Below are 16863 nucleotides of genomic sequence, written 5' to 3'. Positions count from 1 at the left end.
GAAAAAATGTCAATTTTTTTAAGAGCTTTTTTAGACTTTAACATTATCTTTACACTCAAGACTATCTTGATGTGAGTAAAGAGTATACTTTATAAGTATCTTCTTTACTCATATTGCTGGTGGTTACAGAGAAGTGGAAATACCCAGCTCCATTCCGAACCTGGAAGTCAAGCACTTCATCGCTGATAATACTGCACCTTTCAGGTGTGGAAACGTAGGCCGCTGCCAGCTCTTGAGTTTACAAATAGCCTATCTAAGCATTCTTTTTTAAGTCTGTTTAGGTAGGCTTTTTTTTTAGCAGCTTTTTTATTAATTCTACTATTCTCTTTTTTATTCCCTTTTTTACTATTTAGTCTTACATTTTTATTTAGTTTATTTCCTATTGCTTTCTACTATTTTTTATTATAATTGATTATCAATATGAATCTTTATTGAATTTTATACCTAGATTAAATCTTAATCCGAACTTTGGTTTGAAATTGTCTTCATATCTATAATAATTCTCTGGAATAATATCACTATACAGCCATGATTTAAAATAGTGTCTATATTTAACGCTAATGCTATTTCTTTTTATTCTTAGGTTACTATATTCATTATTTATATTTGTCCCTATTTCATAGCTTATTAGATCTTTATTACTAACTCTTTGATTAGTCTGTCAAGTGCAAAGGTAAAATACACCAGTAGTGCAAAGTAAAAGTGCACCACTTTATTAATAGAAAATAAATACAATAAACTCTAAATAAAATATTTGGAGTGAGTATGATTGATAAAGAGGAATTTACCGTGATACATACTTTACATAAAAGAGGATATAGTATAAGAGCTATATCAAAAATAGTTGGATTAAACAGAAGAACAGTTTCAAAAAGATTAAAAGAAAAAGAATTAAAACCATACAAAAAGTGTGAGTATAAATCAAAATTAGATCCATATAAAAAATATATACTTCAAAGAGTACAACAAGCAAGTCCTGATAAGATACCATCAAGTGTAATATATGAAGAGATAAAAAACTATGGATATGATGGAAAGATTAGAATCTTACAAACATTTTTAAGCTCATTAAAAACAAGTTCAACACCAGAAGAAGTAATAAGATTTGAAACCAAACCATCATATCAAGCACAAGTAGATTGGACAATAATAAGAGCTGGTAAAAATCCAATATATGGATTTGTGATGGTTTTAGGATTTAGTAGAATGGCATTTGTTTATTTTACAGATAATATGAGACAAGAAACTTGGCAAAACTGCCATGTAAAAGCATTTGAATACTTTGGTGGCGTTCCCCAAACACTACTTTATGATAATCTAAAATCAGTTGTAATACAAAGAGATAAATATGGTAAAAATCAACATGGATTTAATAATGATTTTTTAGAATTTGCAAAAGATAATTTCATTCCAAAATTATGTAAAGTATATAGAGCAAAAACATGGAATGAAATGGAATTCTGCAAGATAAAAGGTAAAGTTGAAAGATTTAACTTGTATCTAAAAAGGAATTTTTATGTTCCATTAAAAGCTTCATTAAAAGGAAGTTCAATAACTATAGATACTAATTTACTAAACTCAAAAATATTTACATGGTTAGAAACTGCAAATGCAAGAGTTCATGATACGACAAAGAAAAAACCAATTGAGATGTTTAAAGAAGAGAAACATCTATTACAGCCTTTTTATTCAAGTGTAAAAGAAGTAAAAACAAAAAATAAAGATAAAAAGATTAATGGCTCTATAGACTTAGAAAAACTAAATATAGATATAAAATATCATACAACTATTTCAGATTATGAAAAAGTGTTAGGAGCATCTTATGCTACTGCATGAATCTATTAATGAGTATTGTTCAAAGTTTAAATTACCAGGAGTTTTAAAACACTATCAACATTTAGCAGATAATGCTTCAAAAGATCAAATCTCTTATAGTGAATATCTATTAAAATTGTTAGAACTTGAAAATGATGGAAGAGTTCAAAGAAGCAGACAAATGGTTTTAAAAATGTCAGGTATACCAAAAATAAAGATTATTGATAGCTTTGATTATAAATCTTCTTCTGTTGATAAAACTTTAATAAATGAACTTTTAACTCTAAGGTTTATAGATGAATTTAAAAATATTTTACTCTTTGGACCAAGTGGAGTTGGAAAAACTCATCTTGCAACAGCAATAGCATATGCAGCAACACAAGAAAGAATAAAAACTAAATTTATAACTGCAAGTGATTTAATGATTCAACTTGAAAGTGCTCAATCTCAGAATAAACTTGATAGCTATTTTAAAAGAGTTATTGGAATTGCAAAATTACTTGTAATAGATGAGTTTGGGTATGTAAAATTTAATGGAGCTCAAGCAAATCTATTTTTCCAAATAGTTAATAAAAAATATGAACTTGGTTCAATAATTATAACTTCAAATTTATCATTTACAAAATGGAAGGAGGTACTTAATAATGATGAAGCTTTAACAGCAGCTATTTTAGATAGATTAATTCATCATTCACATTTAATAAATGTTACTGGTGAAAGCTATAGATTAAAGCAAAAAAGGGAAGCTGGATTGTTAGATATTTCTAACAAATAGGTGTTACTAAGTGGTGCACTTTTGCACTGCATATTGGTGCATTTTTGGTTTGCACTTGACAAGTCTGTAAGTTTAATCGTGTAAGATCTCTTAGATTGTAGATTAAAAAGTATTTACTTTAGTTATTAGAAAAGTATAATATTGTCAATAGATTAATTATAGAGTTAATAAGATTTGATGAAATAAGTATGTAGTTGTATATATTTTTAAAAAGATGAATTATAAATGAGATTAAATAAAAAAAGCCCCGACAAGGTCGAGGCTTTTTGTGGTATGAAAACGAATTATTACAGTCTGCTTTCGTATCTTCTAAGCATGTATAATCTTTTAAGCATTTTCTTTCTAGCGTTAATTTTTTGTTTTTTTCTGATCTCTGTCATTGGTTCAAAAAATCTTCTAGCTCTAGTTTCAGTAACAATAAGATTTCTATCACATTGCTTCTTAAACCTTCTGTATGCTTCGTCAAAAGATTCGTTCTCTTTTACTTTAATGCCTGGCACTAAAATCACCCTCTTTCTTTTAAAATTTGAATGCGTATTATAATTAAACTTTACTTAAATTTAATTTAAGTATAATATAAGTTATAAATATAAATAAGGCATAGTTTTGGATTTAACTCACTTAGATGATAATAATAGACCTAAAATGGTAGATGTCTCTGAAAAAATAGAGACAACAAGAGTTGCGGTTGCTTCTGGCCAAATTTCAATGAGTCAAGATGCATATAACGCAATTATAGAAAATACTATAAAAAAAGGTCCAGTATTACAAACGGCTGTAATTGCTTCAATTATGGGTGTTAAAAAAACAAGTGAATTAATTCCTATGTGTCATCCATTATTGCTTAGTGGAATAAATTGTGATATTGAAGAATTGCCACAATTACCTGGATTTAAATTAATAGTTACAGCAAAACTAAATGGACAAACAGGAGTTGAAATGGAAGCACTTACGGGGACTTCTATTGGACTTCTTACAATCTATGATATGGTTAAAGCAATTGATAAATCAATGGTTATTTCAAATGTTCAATTAGAGAGTAAATCAGGTGGTAAAAGTGGTGATTTTAATAGAGGTGATAAATAATGATAGATTTAAATAAACATAAATTAGAGTTAACATATCCTTGTTATTGGAAATATAAAATTGTAATTTTAGAAAGTATAAATGTAAAGCATATCTCAAAAGATGTATTTGGAGATAGAGAGCATAAAGTTAATGAATCTAATGTGAGTAAGAAGGGTAAATTTAAAAGTTATAATATTGAATTAATAGTTCATAGTGACGATGATAGAACAGAATTACATAAAGTACTTGGAGATCACAAAGATATTAAAATGGTATTGTAGATATATTAATTATATATATCTACAAGTTCTTTTTTAAATAATTCTTGGTTTACTTTTTTACAAGCTTTTTTGTAAATCTCTTCAACTCTATCTATTTCTTCGTTTAAAGTTTTAGCTGTCTCTTCAATCGAGTTTCCTTCTTCAATAGAAACAAAAACTTTATACTCTTTTTTTGTAAATTTTCTTTTTAGAACTTCTTTTAAACCCTCTTCATCTTTTAAAGTTCCAACAAGTTTATCAATGTGTTTCTCAAGTGAATCTGCAAAATTCATTTATTTCCTTTTGTTTAATTTATCCAGTTTTCTAGATTTTTTATATCATCATATGATGTCATATCAAGTTTGATTGGTGATATTGAAATATAGTTTGCTTTTATTGCTTCAAAATCACAATCTTTGTTTTGTGATTCTTTCCAAATTAATGGATGTAAACCTATCCAATAAAACTCTTCGCCTCTAGGATTTAGATGCCTATGTGTATCATTTCCATACTCTCTATATCCAGCTTTTGTAATCTTTATTCCATTACAATCTTTGGGTTGAATTGGAGGAATATTGATATTTAAAAACTTTCTTTCTTCTAAAGGAAAGTTCCCATCTAATATTTTTTTTGCAATTTTAGCTATTGTTTCCTTTGCAAGAGCAAAATCCCAACCATTTTTTATGTCATTACATTTATCTCTACAAACTTGTGAAATAGCAACTGCTGGAATTCCTTGTAAAACTGCTTCCATAGCACCTGCTGCTGTTCCACTGTAAGTTATGTCTTCACCCATATTTGCACCAATATTTATTCCACTAATTACTAAATCAGGTTTGTACTCTTCTTTAAATAGATTGTTTAGTGAAATAAAAATACAATCAGTTGGAGTTCCATCATCAATTTTGTAAAAATCATCATCAATTTTATCAAGTTTTAAAGGTCTATCTAGTGTTAAAGAGTGACCGCAAGCTGATTTGTTTTTAGCAGGTGCAACTATGATTAATCTAGCAATGGGACTTAATGCTTCAATTAAAGCTTTTAATCCAATGGCATCAAATCCATCATCATTTGTTAGTAGTATCTGTTTCAACTATATATGCTCCTTGTACTTGATGTATTAACTTCTCCACTACACTTGTAACTCTAAAACCAGTTTCTAGTTCTATATCTGCTAGTTTTGATTTTATAATTACTTTTAATTCTCTTTTCCCTTGATTATGTGCAACTAAATCAAATAATTGATACATGATATTTTCATCATCACTAAATGGAAGAGCAATAGTTAATGGTGGTTCTTGTATCTCTTTTTGTTTTACTTTCACTTTTTCTTTTTGTGCATCTAAAATAGTTTCAATTTTTAGAATATTCATTCTTGTAAAGTTTTCATCTTTTGAGATTCTTACTTTAAATGCAATTGGCTTATCAAGATTGAATTCTTCTTTTAGAGTTTTTAATCTATCTTCAAAAAGCATAAGCTCTATATTTCCGTGAAAATCCATGATTGAAGCGATTCCAAATTTGTTTCCTTTTTTAGAAATCTTTTCAGTAATTCCCTCAATTTTTCCTACAAAAAGTGCTTGGCTACCATCATCTAATTCATCTATTTGTGAAGAAAGTGTATATTTTATTTTATCAATTTCTTCTCTGTATTCATCAAGTGGGTGTCCTGATACATAAAAACCTAGGGAAGCTTTTTCTAGTTCTAGCAGTTCTTTTGAAGAAAACTCTTCCAAATGTTCTAATTCAATCTCAATTCTAGTTAACTCTTCACTATCACCAAAAAGTGAACCAGTTGCCATTTTTTTAGCTTGCATAGCTTTTTGAACAGTTTCCCCAATCTTTTCTATTTGGTCTAATAGTGCTTTTCTAGAGAATCCAAAACAGTCAAATGCTCCAGATTTTGTAAGTGATTCAATAACTCTTTTATTTACTTTACTTCCATCAATTCTTGAAACAAAATCTGAAAAGTCTTTAAACTCTCCATTTTCTCTTCTCTCTTTTAAAATTGAATTAATAGCAACATCTCCAGCACCTTTAATGGCACCCATACCAAACATTACTACTTCTTTATCATCAATTTTTTTTGCACTAAACACAAGGTCTGATTTATTAATATCAGGTGGAAATAAATCAAATCCTAATCTTTTTACTTCATCAACATATTTAACAACTTTATCAGTATTATCTTTTTCAAGTGTTAATAAGGCTGCCATAAATTCTGATGGATAGTAACACTTTAAATATGAAGTATAAAATGTTACAAGTGCATATGCTGCTGAGTGAGATTTATTAAATCCATATCCGGCAAATTTTACAATCAGGTCAAACAGCTCTTCACAGTGCTCTTTTACATAACCTTTTTTCACTCCACCTTCCGCAAACTCACCTTTAAGTCTGTCCATCTCTTCTTTAATCTTTTTACCCATTGCCCGTCTAACAAGGTCCGCACCACCAAGAGAGAAGCCTCCAATAGATTGAACAATTTGCATTACTTGCTCTTGGTAAACAATAACCCCATAAGTTGTCTCTAAAATAGGTCTTAAAGGCGCATCAAATTCATCATAGAAGTAAGAAATCTCAGCTCGACCATGCTTTCTATCAATAAAGTCATCTAGCATCCCTGACTCCATTGGTCCTGGTCTATAAAGTGCTAGAACGGCAATGGTATCTTCGAAGTTTGATGGCTTTAATCTTTTACATAAATCTTGCATACCATCAGATTCTATTTGAAATAGTCCTATTGTATGACCTGTTTGAATCAGGTCATAAACACCTTTGTCATTTACATCTGTAGTTAAGAAGTCAACTCTTTTACCATGTCTTTTTTCAATAAGTTTATTTGCTTCTTCAATAACTGTTAGGGTCTTTAGACCTAAGAAGTCAAATTTAATTAAGTCAACATCTTCTACATACTTACCATTGTATTGAGTAGCTAAAGTATCAAGCCCACTTGGTTTAAATAGTGGAGTTTTTTTCCATAAAGGCTCATTTGAAATAACAACACCTGCTGCGTGAGTACCAGCATTTCTATTTAGTCCTTCAAGTGAAATTGCATAATCCCAAACTCTTTTTGCTTGTGGATCACTATCACAAAGCTCTTTGATTTTTGGCTCTTTTTCCCAAGATGATGTAAGATTAATTCCAAGTTCATCTGGAATAAGTTTTGCCATAGCATCTGCTTTTGAGTAGGGCATATCAAGAACTCTAGCAACATCTCTAATAACACCTTTTGCAAGTAATTTACCAAAAGTGATAATTTGAGCAACATTGGCCCTTCCATATTGATTAATTACATAATCAATAATTTCACCCCTTCTACTTTGACAGAAGTCCATATCGATATCTGGCATCGATACCCTTTCAGGATTTAGGAATCTTTCAAAAAGTAAACCATAAGGCATAGGATCAATATCTGTAATAAACAGACAATATGCAACTAAACTACCAGCAGCTGAACCCCTTCCAGGACCAACTGGAATACCCATTTGTTTTGCAACAATAACGAAATCCCAAACGATAAGCATATATCCTGGGAATTTCATATTATTAATGATATCAATCTCTACTTGTAATCTATCTCTATACTCTTGATGCTTTTCTTTAGGAACAATTTCAAGTCTTTTTTCTAATCCTTTCCAGCACTCATGGATAAATAAAGTTTTATCATTCTCAAGTGAATATTCATCATCAGGAAATGGTATTTCTACGTTTTGTTCTTTTAGTTTATCTCTAGTAAATTTAAAGTTAGGAGGAGTAGGGTTTCCTAGTTTTATTTCTAAATTACATTTATCAGCTATTTCTTGAGTAGCTTCAATGGCTTCAGGAATATCTGCATATAGTTTTGCAATTTGTTCAGGGGACTTTAAATAAAACTCATGAACAGAGTGTCTAAGTCTGTTTGGGTCATCATAAAGTTTATTCATTGCAATACACATAAATGCTTCATGGGCATCTGCATCTTTTGGTTCTAAGTAGTGAGTATCATTTGTAGCAACTACTTTGATACCTGTCTCTTTTGCAATTCTTAGAATTTGGTCATCAACAAAGTGTTGATCTCCAATACCATGTCTCATAATTTCTAGGTAAAAATCATCACCAAAAATATCTTTGTATTCAAGGGCTATCTCTTTGGCTTTTTCATAACCTTTTGCACCATTTTTTACATTTCTTTCATTTTGAGTGTTTAGGTGCCAGTTTACTTCACCTTGTAAACATGCAGCACTACAAACTAAACCTTCGCTATTCTCTCTTAAAAGTTTTTTATTGATTCTTGGGTAGTAGTAAAAACCATGCATATAAGCTTGGCTACTTAAGAACATAAGATTTTTATATCCTACATCATTCTTAGCGTATAAACATAAGTGATATCTTTGTCTAGTTGTTTTATCATCTAATTCTTCACTATTATGAATATATGCTTCCATTCCAATAATTGGTTTTATGCCTTCTGCTCTCATGGCATTATAAAAGTCAATTGCTCCAAACATATTTCCATGGTCAGTCATAGCAACTGAATCCATTCCTAAAGCCTTAACTTTTTTAGCTAAGGGTTTAATTTTATTCGCACCATCAAGTAAAGAGTATTCAGTATGTAAATGTAAATGTGTAAATTTTGGTATTTGCGACATATATAAATCTTTATAAATTTTTATTTATAGTATATCTAAAAAATGTTTTTGAGCCTCTTTAAAACCAAGATTGAAACAATCATTTAGTTCATTAAATGTAAATAAAGAAAAGTCATTTATGTTGCCATTTCCTACATATTGGTCTGTCTTTTCCAAAGTATATATATGATTTTTACAAAGTTGTGTTAAAAATGTTTTTTTTAGTGTTCTTGATAAATTAAATTTCTTTTTTTGCTGATTATCATTTCTTTTTGCAAACAAGTCAATTGTAACAATATCATAGCCTTTATTTTCAAGTGGTTTTATAGGAAGATTATCAAAAAGTCCACCATCTATTAGATACATATTTTCATAACTTATAGGTTTGAATATAGGTATTAATGCACTTGAAGCCATACATAAAGATACCGTATCACCACTATTAAAGTAATAAAGCTCTCTTTTTTTTATATCATAAGCATTTACCCATACAGGTTTTGGGATATCTTCAAGTTTTTTTATTGGTAGCATTTTATCTATGATTTTATGAGTCTCATCAATTTTAAGAAGTCCATTTTTAAAATAGTTAAATTTTAAAGCTTTTTTTACGTCATTACTAGAAAATAATTCAAGTTGTTCTTTTGCTCTAACTCCACTTGCGTGAGAGGCACTAATAATTGCTCCAATTGATGAGCCACTATAGGCATTGATTTCTATTTTATTTTCTTCGCAAAAATGTAAAAAACCTAAGTGAAAAGCACCTCTTGCAGCACCACCACCTAAAACAAATGCAAAATTCATTTATCTAACCAATTAATTATTTTAAATTCTCCATCATATGTTTCAACTATTGCAGTGCAATTTTCAACCCAATCTCCACAATTTAGGTATTCAATTCCATCAATATCTTTGATTTCAGCTTTATGGATATGTCCACAAATAATACCATCATATCCTTTATTTTTAGCATGATTGGATAATACATTTTCAAAATCACTTATGAAAGATACAGAAGATTTCACATTATCTTTAACATATTTTGATAGTGACCAATATTTTTTTATTCCCAATTTTTTTCTTACAAAATTTAAAGCAGCGTTTAAATGTAATAAAAGGTCATATCCATAATCTCCTAAAATGGCTAGCCATTTTTTTGTCATTGTTATTGAATCAAAAAAATCTCCATGTGTTACATAATATTTTTTCCCATTTAAACAGTTGTAGTCTAATTCATTTGCAATATTTAATGAATTACCAAGTATTAAAGGAACAAATGGTCTTAAAAATTCATCATGGTTACCTGTAATAAAAGTTACATTTGTACCTTTTCTTGCTTTTTTTAAAACTTTTTGAATAACATCAGAGTGTGCTTGAGGCCACACAAACTTTCGTTTTATGGCCCACCCATCTATAATATCTCCAACTAAAATGAGGTTTTCACAATCGTGATGTTTTAAAAATTTAAGTAGTTGCTTTGCTTTTGAAAAGCGTGTTCCTAAGTGTATATCTGATATAAAAATGCTTCTGTATTTCATTGAAGCATTTTAATTTTAATTGGTTACATTTAAATAACAAATTTATTAATTTGCTAATAAACCATTTTTTATATTTTTGTAAGTAGCCTCATCACAAAGAACTCTTACTATTTCAAGTCCAAAACTCATTGCAGTTCCTGGTCCTCTTGATGTGATAACATTTCCATCTATTACAATTGCATCACTATCATGGTAACCTTCATCTTTTATTTTCTTCTCAAAACTTGGGTAACATGTATAGTTTTGATTTAAAACACCAGCTGTATGAAGTGCATAAGGTGCTGCACAAATTGCACCAATATTTTTATTTTGTTGTTTAAACTCTTTTAATAGAGTTTGAACTTTTTCATTTTCAGCTAATGTAAATGCATTTGGGAGTCCACCCGGAAGAACTATCATATCAAAATTTTTAGAATCGATAGCCTCGATTAAGCAATCAGCTTTAATGATAATTCCATTTGCACCTTTTGTTTCTATATCCTCAATCGCCGCAATAGTTACATCAATTTCTGCACGTCTACAAATATCAATAATTGAAACAGCTTCAATCTCTTCAAATCCATTTGAAATAGGAATTATTAATTTTGCCATGAAAATCCTTTTTGTTTTTTTGATTATATAAAAAAGGAAATTAAAGCTTTATAGAGCATAGAATAAATTATTTTCAAGAATATGTAAGCAAGTTTTAAATAAAATTTAAGGAAATTAAGTTAGAGGGATTATGAGAATGATTAGTAGTTTATCAAAGATTTTGTTTTTGGGAGTTTTTTCTTTAAGTATTGTAGGTTGTAACATTAAACAATCTGTAGTGCCTCAAAGTGATGGAAGTTATAAAGTTTCTACTTCAGTTTTTGGTGGAGAACCTAAAAAAACAAATAGTTCTGATACTAATAATGCTTATAAAACACCTCATGTAAATCAGGTTAACAATAATCTTCAAGTTACAAAAGAGTATATGAAAATTGCTAATGATAATGAAATGTATATTACTACTCAAAAGACTTTAGAAGCTACTATTAACTCTCTTGCAACTCAAATGATGAGAAATCAAAAGATGGCTACTTCTAAACCTGTTTTAATTACTTCATTTGTTAGACTTGACCAATTTAAGAAAACTACTGAATTTGGAAGAATTGTTAGTGAAAGTTTAATAAATGAGATGTCAAATAGAGGTTTTAATGTTATTGAATATAGAGGTCAAATGGCAGTTTCTGTAAATGACCAAGGTGAATATTTCATTACAAGAAAGCCACATAAATTAAAAAGTAAAATCCCTAATACATATGTTGTAGTTGGTACTTACTCAAGACAACTTGGTAAAATTATGTTAAATGCAAGAGTAATTGATAATATTACAGGTAAAATTATTACAAGTGCAAGATCTACTTATGATCACGGGTATGTAAATGATTGTATTATTTTTAAAGATTGTAAACCAGCTAGAACAGTAAAAATTATAGAAGAAAAATAGTAAAAATGATAACTATTTCATGTTTAAAAGTAAGAGTGTTTTCACTTGTGCTTTTATCTCTTTTTTTAACATCATGTTCTTATCATAAAATTCCAGTAACTTTTCAAACAGGTACAAATGATTTTCACTCATTAGTTTCTAAACTAGTAGATGAATCTGCTAGTAAAATAAAAAGAAAAGTTAAAAGTAATGATATTGTTTTAGTATCAGATTTCGTTAATTTAGATAAATTAAAAAACAGGTCACAATTAGGTTTTTTATTATCTGATATTTTGAAAGATAAGCTAGTTTCCTTAGATATTATTGTTAGAGAAGTAGAAATGGGAAAACAGTTTGAATTAGGTTCTACTGGCTTTAACATGCTTACAAGAGATAAAAATCAAATAATAAGTGATGAGATAACTTCTAATCAAAGATATGCAGTAGTTGGAACATACTCAATTACAAGTAAAAGTTTAAATGTTTTTATCAAACTTATAGATATAAGATCTGGAAATATTCTTTCTTCATCTTATGAAAGAACAGATATTGATAAAGAGATTCTTCAACTAGAAGGTCAAGATGAACTTAATCCAGTTCTTCGACCTAATGTAGTTTTATAATATATCTTGAATTAGAAACTGTGGAGTAACCTCTCCTCTAAACTCATTTTTACTAACACTTACTATTAAATCTAAATTTGTAGGAAGGTTTGTATTGTCATCATTGAACTTAAGTGCTTCAAAAATAACTCCATCACTATTTAATGTAAGTTTTAAATGATTTTTATCTTTTCCTATTAAATCATATTTTACAAGTTGAGTATTAGTTAATTTAAATATTGGTCTATGGTTTTCTAATCCATATGGTTCAAACTGTTCAATAATAGATAAAAACTCTAAGTCAACACTTTGAACATCTAATTCACCTAAAGTAATAGGTTCTATATGTAAATCCTCTTTTTTAGCATTTGCTAATTCTTGATTTATTATAGTTTTAAACTCTTCTAGGTTTTCTTCTTTTAAGGATAATCCTGCTGCATTTTTATGTCCACCAAAACCTAAAAGTATATGAGAAGCTTTTGAAATAATATCGTATAGATTTATATCAGCGTTTGCTCTAGCACTACCTTTTGCAATACCATTATTAACAGAGAATATAAAAGCAGGTTTTTTGTATGCATTTGATAGTTTTGAGGCAACTATCCCTATAACCCCTTCATGCCAAGCTTCACCCCAAACTACTACAGCTTTATCTTCACTATTTGTTTTTTGATCTGCTTTTTTAGATATCTCTTCTTGAAGCGATTTTCTAAAATTATTAAGCTCTTCAAGTAATCCTAAGCCCTCATCAGCTTCAAAAGGAGTTTTTGAAAGTAAAAACTCTAGTGCAACTGAAGCATCATCCATTCTTCCTGCGCTGTTTAGTTTTGGAGCAATGAAAAATCCAATATCATCTGAAACCAATACTTGTTTGGGCATGATTTCATTTAGTTTTTTAAAGGCTTGTCTTTTTGAAGTTTTTAGTTTTTTTAAACCTTGTTTTACCATAGTATAATTAAGTGCAGTCATAGGCATAATATCTGCAATTATAGCAACACATAATAAGTCTAAGAACTCTCCCATATTTACTTCAAGGTTCAATTCTTTTTTAATTGCGGCACATAAGTACCACGCAACTTGTGCCCCACAAATATCTTTAAATTCAAAGTTACAATCATGTTGTTTAGGATTTACAATAGCATGGGCAATAGGTAATTGTTCACCAACAGTGTGATGATCTGTGATGATTAAATCAATTCCTTTTTCTTGTAGTTTCACACTTGCATTATAAGCTGAAATTCCATTATCAACAGTGATTACTAAACCACTATCAATCATATCTACTATCTTAGGACTTAATCCATAACCATGAACAAATCTATTTGGAATAATGTGATTAACTTTTATATTTATTTTTTCAAAGAAATCAAGCATTATAGTTGTTGATACAACTCCATCAACATCATAATCTCCAACGATTGTGATTGTTTCATTTTCTATTATTGCTTGTTTAATTCTTGAAGTTGCTTTTTTGATATCTTTGAAATTATCAGGTGAGGGAATGTTTGCAAGGCGAGAATAGGGATTGTTCCTATGCCTTGCACTAAGAAGCTCAAAGAGCCTAGTTTTAGTAATTTTTGACATTAGTCTTTTTTATTTGCTTGTTTTACAAACTCTAAAATAATTGGATTTGGTGTTTCTAAGTGAGAAGTAAATTCAGGGTGGAATTGTACTCCTACAAACCATGGATGGTCTTTGATTTCAACTGCTTCAATTAAGCCATTTGATTGACCTGAAACTATCATTCCAGCTTCTTCTAATTTTTCTTTATATGCTGGGTTTGCTTCATATCTATGTCTATGTCTTTCATGGTAAACACCATCTTTACCATAAGCAGCTTCTAATTTAGAACCTTTTAATGGTTCAAATGGATACTCTCCAAGTCTCATAGTTCCACCCATTGGTGATTTATGAGTTCTAAGTTGTTTCTCCCCACTTTGGTCAATAAACTCATCAATTAAGTAAATTACTGGATTGGGAGTTTTTTCATCAAATTCAATTGAGTTTGCATCTTCAATTCCAAGTACATTTCTACAGTACTCAACAATTGATAATTGCATACCAAGACAGATACCTAAATAAGGAATTTTATTCTCTCTTGCATATTTAATAGCTTCAAGTTTACCTTCAACACCTCTGTGTCCAAATCCACCTGCAACTAATACTGCATCAGAATTTCCAATAATTTCATAAGCACCTACATCTTCAATTCTTTCACTATCACACCAGTTGATATTAATTTTAGTATTTAAATGGGCTCCTGCGTGAATTAAACCTTCAATTAATGATTTGTATGATTCTTTTAAATCTAAGTATTTACCTACAAATGCAATAGTAACTTCATCTTGAGGTACTAAAATATTTTTAACTAAAGTATCCCATTTTTCCATATTTGGTTTAATTTTGATATTGAAGTGTTCTGATAGTGGATTTAAAATTCCTTCTTTTATGAAGTGTAAAGGAACTTGGTAAATAGATTGTGCATCACCAGCTTCAATTACGGCATTTCTATCTATATCACAAGAAAGTGCAAGTTTTTCTTTTAATGCTTTGGGTAACTCTTTTTCTGTTCTACAAACTAACATATGAGGAGTAATACCAATTCTTCTTAACTCTTGAACAGAGTGTTGAGTTGGTTTTGTTTTAAGCTCCCCTGCTGCTTTAATAAATGGGATTAAACTTACATGAATATTCATAGTATTTCTTTTGTTTAATTCATGTCTAATTGCTCTAATAGCTTCCATAAATGGAAGTCCCTCGATATCTCCAACTGTTCCACCAAGTTCGATAATTAAAAAGTCATTATCTTCAGCTGCTGCGTAAATTCTTTCTTTAATTTCATCAACAACGTGTGGGATTACTTGAATAGTTTTACCTAGGTATCCACCTTCTCTTTCTCTTTTAATAACACTTTGGTAAACTTGCCCTGTTGTAAATGAGTTTTTACTTGAAAGCTCTTTATCGATAAATCTTTCATAGTTTCCTAAGTCAAGGTCAGTTTCTGCACCATCAGCTGTAACAAAAACTTCACCATGTTCTAATGGACTCATAGTACCTGGGTCTACATTTAAGTAAGGGTCGATTTTTAACATACTTACGTTAAAACCTGATTGTTTTAAAATTGTTGCAATAGATGCTGATGTAATACCTTTTCCAAGTGAGCTTAAAACTCCACCCGTTACGAAAATGAATTTTGTCATTAGTAGTTCTCCAAAAAATTATAGTTGTATAAGTTGTAAATATATTTCGCGATTTTATCTAAGTTTTGTTGATAAGTAAGTTAATTAAGAAGGTTTGTAGGCTAAGTAGGAAAATATATCCTACTTAGTTTTTATTTTAATTTATCAGCTCTTGGATAAATAAATACTGCTTTTCTAGTAACACTTACCCTTTGAGGTTCTTCTGTTGCATAAGCTTTTAATGTAATAGTAATAGGTGTATCTTTTGTATTGTCTTTTACTAAAATTTTATCAGTTTCAAGTATTACAACTTTTTTAGCCATTTTACCTGGACTCAATGTAAATGGTTTAAATCTTTTAATTTTTACATCTGGATTATCTATTATTTCTAAATTATATGTTAAAGGCTTTGATTCAGTGTTTTGGAAAAGTAATACAAAGTTATTTGAAACTACATTATTCTCTTTTACTTTATACAATTGAGTAGTTTTATTAACATTTAATAACATATACTCTTTTTCTCCACCCATAACAAATAGTAAGCCTACAACTACTAGTAACGCAATTGAGTACATAATTGTAGATTTTCTTAACATTTTTGTTGGTTTATTATGAACTATTTCATTTGTACTTGACCATTGAACAAGTGAAGGTTTACCTAATTTCCCCATAACAGTAGTACATGCATCAACACACTCTAGACAGTTAATACACTCTAATTGTAAACCTTTCCTAATATCAATATGTGTTGGACAAACTGTAACACAGGCTTCACAAGTAGTACATTCATTTGTAGGGTCTGGTAAATCTTTTGCTTTGAAAATCATTTTTTCTTTATTTTCATTATAGATTTGTCCACCTCTATTATTAGAATAAATAGCTTGTAAAGTGTCATTATCATAAAGAACTGATTGCACTCTTGAGTAAGGACAAATATATACACAGAAGTTCTCTTGTAAGAAAACTACATCATATACTAAAAATGCAGCAACTATTAAAACAAATCCAATTAAAAAAGTATGCTCAAATGGATCTTGTAAATAAGCAAAGAAATCTTCAGGTGGAACAAAATACCACATAAAGTTAGATGCCGCAAGTAAAGCTAATACTGACCAAATTATAATACCAATTACTTTTTTTGATTTGTTAGAAGCTTTTGACCAATCAGGTTCTTTTTGCTTATTTTTAATTCTTCTAAGACCTAAAAGTTTACCTTCAATAAAATCCCTGTAAATAACTCTGAAAATTGTCTGAGGACATGACCATCCACACCATGCTCTTCCACCTAAAGAAGTAACAGCAAAAATTCCTAAAAATAGTAACATTAATAAGAATGGCATCATATACAACTCTTGCATATCAAATGCTGTACCAAATAGATGTAATTGCTTTTTATCAAATGACAATAAAAATATATGATTTCCATTGATTTTTATAAATGGAGTAATCATAACCATAATCGTGATTAGTGCATAAACATAGTATCTTTTAATTCTAAAAGGTGTTTTGCTTAGATATTCGTTTTTCTCGCTCATTATAAGCCCTTTAATAGAGTTTCTATTGAAATTT

General features: G+C 29.3%; 16 protein-coding genes and 1 rRNA gene. 7 read left to right on the top strand and 10 right to left on the bottom strand.

The genetic code is table 11. The features are described from left to right. The first annotated feature begins 115 nt into the window (after nucleotides 1-115). The 3 genes from rrf to istB all read left to right on the top strand — a co-directional run bounded on the left by rrf (nucleotide 116) and on the right by istB (nucleotide 2590). Nucleotides 116-231 (top strand): 5S ribosomal RNA (gene rrf, locus APAC_RS12750). A 534-nt stretch (nucleotides 232-765) separates the two neighbouring features. After that, a complete protein-coding gene (gene istA / locus APAC_RS12745) occupies nucleotides 766-1836 on the top strand; it encodes an IS21 family transposase (protein WP_130234471.1) in 1071 nt (356 codons plus the stop codon). After that, nucleotides 1823-2590 (top strand): IS21-like element helper ATPase IstB, encoded by a 768-nt coding sequence (gene istB / locus APAC_RS12740; protein WP_130234470.1) that lies wholly within the window; start codon nucleotides 1823-1825, stop codon nucleotides 2588-2590. The genes istA and istB overlap by 14 nt, the downstream gene beginning before the upstream one ends. A 287-nt stretch (nucleotides 2591-2877) precedes the next feature. On the opposite strand, the gene rpsU is transcribed toward istB, so the two are convergent. Further along, the gene (rpsU, locus tag APAC_RS12735) at nucleotides 2878-3090 is read right to left on the bottom strand and encodes a 30S ribosomal protein S21 (RefSeq protein WP_099343194.1); all 213 of its coding nucleotides are present in this window, start codon (nucleotides 3088-3090) and stop codon (nucleotides 2878-2880) included. Between the two features lie 106 nt (nucleotides 3091-3196). Between rpsU and moaC the strand changes: the two genes are divergently transcribed. Both moaC and APAC_RS12725 read left to right on the top strand, forming a co-directional pair. Next, complete coding sequence (gene moaC, locus APAC_RS12730) at nucleotides 3197-3676, top strand: cyclic pyranopterin monophosphate synthase MoaC (RefSeq protein WP_130234469.1); 480 nt, start codon at nucleotides 3197-3199, stop codon at nucleotides 3674-3676. Then, nucleotides 3676-3939, top strand: coding sequence for an HP0495 family protein (locus tag APAC_RS12725; RefSeq protein ID WP_130234468.1), 264 nt, complete (start codon nucleotides 3676-3678; stop codon nucleotides 3937-3939). Before moaC ends, APAC_RS12725 begins: the two co-directional genes overlap by 1 nt. Before the next feature lie 5 nt (nucleotides 3940-3944). On the opposite strand, the gene APAC_RS12720 is transcribed toward APAC_RS12725, so the two are convergent. Genes APAC_RS12720 through APAC_RS12695 form a run of 6 tightly spaced genes read right to left on the bottom strand, consistent with a single transcriptional unit; the run spans nucleotide 3945 to nucleotide 10654 of the window. Continuing rightward, nucleotides 3945-4211, bottom strand: coding sequence for a hypothetical protein (locus tag APAC_RS12720; protein WP_130234467.1), 267 nt, complete (start codon nucleotides 4209-4211; stop codon nucleotides 3945-3947). 14 nt (nucleotides 4212-4225) lie between these two features. Beyond that, nucleotides 4226-5011 (bottom strand): 5'/3'-nucleotidase SurE, encoded by a 786-nt coding sequence (gene surE / locus APAC_RS12715; protein WP_130234466.1) that lies wholly within the window; start codon nucleotides 5009-5011, stop codon nucleotides 4226-4228. After that, nucleotides 4986-8549, bottom strand: a complete 3564-nt coding sequence (dnaE, locus tag APAC_RS12710; protein WP_130234465.1) for a DNA polymerase III subunit alpha — start codon at nucleotides 8547-8549, stop codon at nucleotides 4986-4988. The genes surE and dnaE overlap by 26 nt, the downstream gene beginning before the upstream one ends. A 24-nt stretch (nucleotides 8550-8573) precedes the next feature. Continuing rightward, nucleotides 8574-9329: a patatin-like phospholipase family protein gene (locus APAC_RS12705; RefSeq protein ID WP_130234464.1), complete on the bottom strand. Its 756-nt coding sequence runs from the start codon at nucleotides 9327-9329 to the stop codon at nucleotides 8574-8576. Next, complete coding sequence (locus APAC_RS12700; RefSeq protein ID WP_130234463.1) at nucleotides 9326-10063, bottom strand: UDP-2,3-diacylglucosamine diphosphatase; 738 nt, start codon at nucleotides 10061-10063, stop codon at nucleotides 9326-9328. Before APAC_RS12700 ends, APAC_RS12705 begins: the two co-directional genes overlap by 4 nt. 45 nt (nucleotides 10064-10108) lie before the next feature. After that, a complete protein-coding gene (locus APAC_RS12695; protein ID WP_130234462.1) occupies nucleotides 10109-10654 on the bottom strand; it encodes a DJ-1 family glyoxalase III in 546 nt (181 codons plus the stop codon). Between the two features lie 136 nt (nucleotides 10655-10790). Here APAC_RS12695 and APAC_RS12690 point away from each other — a divergent pair, with 136 nt between their 5' ends. Both APAC_RS12690 and APAC_RS12685 read left to right on the top strand, forming a co-directional pair. Next, the gene (locus tag APAC_RS12690) at nucleotides 10791-11534 is read left to right on the top strand and encodes a FlgO family outer membrane protein (RefSeq protein ID WP_130234461.1); all 744 of its coding nucleotides are present in this window, start codon (nucleotides 10791-10793) and stop codon (nucleotides 11532-11534) included. A gap of 5 nt (nucleotides 11535-11539) precedes the next feature. Then, nucleotides 11540-12136: a FlgO family outer membrane protein gene (locus APAC_RS12685; RefSeq protein ID WP_130234460.1), complete on the top strand. Its 597-nt coding sequence runs from the start codon at nucleotides 11540-11542 to the stop codon at nucleotides 12134-12136. Here the strand turns inward: APAC_RS12685 and recJ are convergent. From recJ to ccoG, 3 genes are all read right to left on the bottom strand, one after another. Further along, on the bottom strand, nucleotides 12131-13699 hold the full coding sequence (gene recJ / locus APAC_RS12680; RefSeq protein WP_130234459.1) for a single-stranded-DNA-specific exonuclease RecJ: 1569 nt from the start codon (nucleotides 13697-13699) through the stop codon (nucleotides 12131-12133). The two genes, APAC_RS12685 and recJ, sit on opposite strands and share 6 nt — an antisense overlap. Beyond that, nucleotides 13699-15315 carry a CTP synthase gene (locus APAC_RS12675; RefSeq protein ID WP_130234458.1) on the bottom strand — a complete coding sequence of 539 codons (1617 nt, stop codon included), beginning with the start codon at nucleotides 15313-15315 and terminating at the stop codon, nucleotides 13699-13701. Before APAC_RS12675 ends, recJ begins: the two co-directional genes overlap by 1 nt. 131 nt (nucleotides 15316-15446) lie before the next feature. Then, nucleotides 15447-16829 (bottom strand): cytochrome c oxidase accessory protein CcoG, encoded by a 1383-nt coding sequence (ccoG, locus tag APAC_RS12670; protein WP_130234457.1) that lies wholly within the window; start codon nucleotides 16827-16829, stop codon nucleotides 15447-15449. Between the last annotated feature and the right edge of the window lie 34 nt (nucleotides 16830-16863).

The sequence above is a fragment of the Malaciobacter pacificus genome (assembly GCF_004214795.1).
Classification (GTDB): Bacteria; Campylobacterota; Campylobacteria; order Campylobacterales; family Arcobacteraceae; genus Malaciobacter_A; species Malaciobacter_A pacificus.
The sequence above is the reverse complement of the archived record's forward strand: the minus strand, read 5'-3'. Positions and strand labels throughout refer to the sequence as shown.

Coding starts and splice junctions, on each gene's coding strand:
- APAC_RS12705 (WP_130234464.1), bottom strand. CDS start 9,329: ATGAATTTTGCATTTGTTTTAGGTGGTGGTGCTGCAAGAGGTGCTTTT.
- ccoG (WP_130234457.1), bottom strand. CDS start 16,829: ATGAGCGAGAAAAACGAATATCTAAGCAAAACACCTTTTAGAATTAAA.
- APAC_RS12700 (WP_130234463.1), bottom strand. CDS start 10,063: ATGAAATACAGAAGCATTTTTATATCAGATATACACTTAGGAACACGC.
- APAC_RS12725 (WP_130234468.1), top strand. CDS start 3,676: ATGATAGATTTAAATAAACATAAATTAGAGTTAACATATCCTTGTTAT.
- dnaE (WP_130234465.1), bottom strand. CDS start 8,549: ATGTCGCAAATACCAAAATTTACACATTTACATTTACATACTGAATAC.
- istB (WP_130234470.1), top strand. CDS start 1,823: ATGCTACTGCATGAATCTATTAATGAGTATTGTTCAAAGTTTAAATTA.
- APAC_RS12675 (WP_130234458.1), bottom strand. CDS start 15,315: ATGACAAAATTCATTTTCGTAACGGGTGGAGTTTTAAGCTCACTTGGA.
- APAC_RS12695 (WP_130234462.1), bottom strand. CDS start 10,654: ATGGCAAAATTAATAATTCCTATTTCAAATGGATTTGAAGAGATTGAA.
- APAC_RS12685 (WP_130234460.1), top strand. CDS start 11,540: ATGATAACTATTTCATGTTTAAAAGTAAGAGTGTTTTCACTTGTGCTT.
- recJ (WP_130234459.1), bottom strand. CDS start 13,699: ATGTCAAAAATTACTAAAACTAGGCTCTTTGAGCTTCTTAGTGCAAGG.
- APAC_RS12690 (WP_130234461.1), top strand. CDS start 10,791: ATGATTAGTAGTTTATCAAAGATTTTGTTTTTGGGAGTTTTTTCTTTA.
- APAC_RS12720 (WP_130234467.1), bottom strand. CDS start 4,211: ATGAATTTTGCAGATTCACTTGAGAAACACATTGATAAACTTGTTGGA.
- istA (WP_130234471.1), top strand. CDS start 766: ATGATTGATAAAGAGGAATTTACCGTGATACATACTTTACATAAAAGA.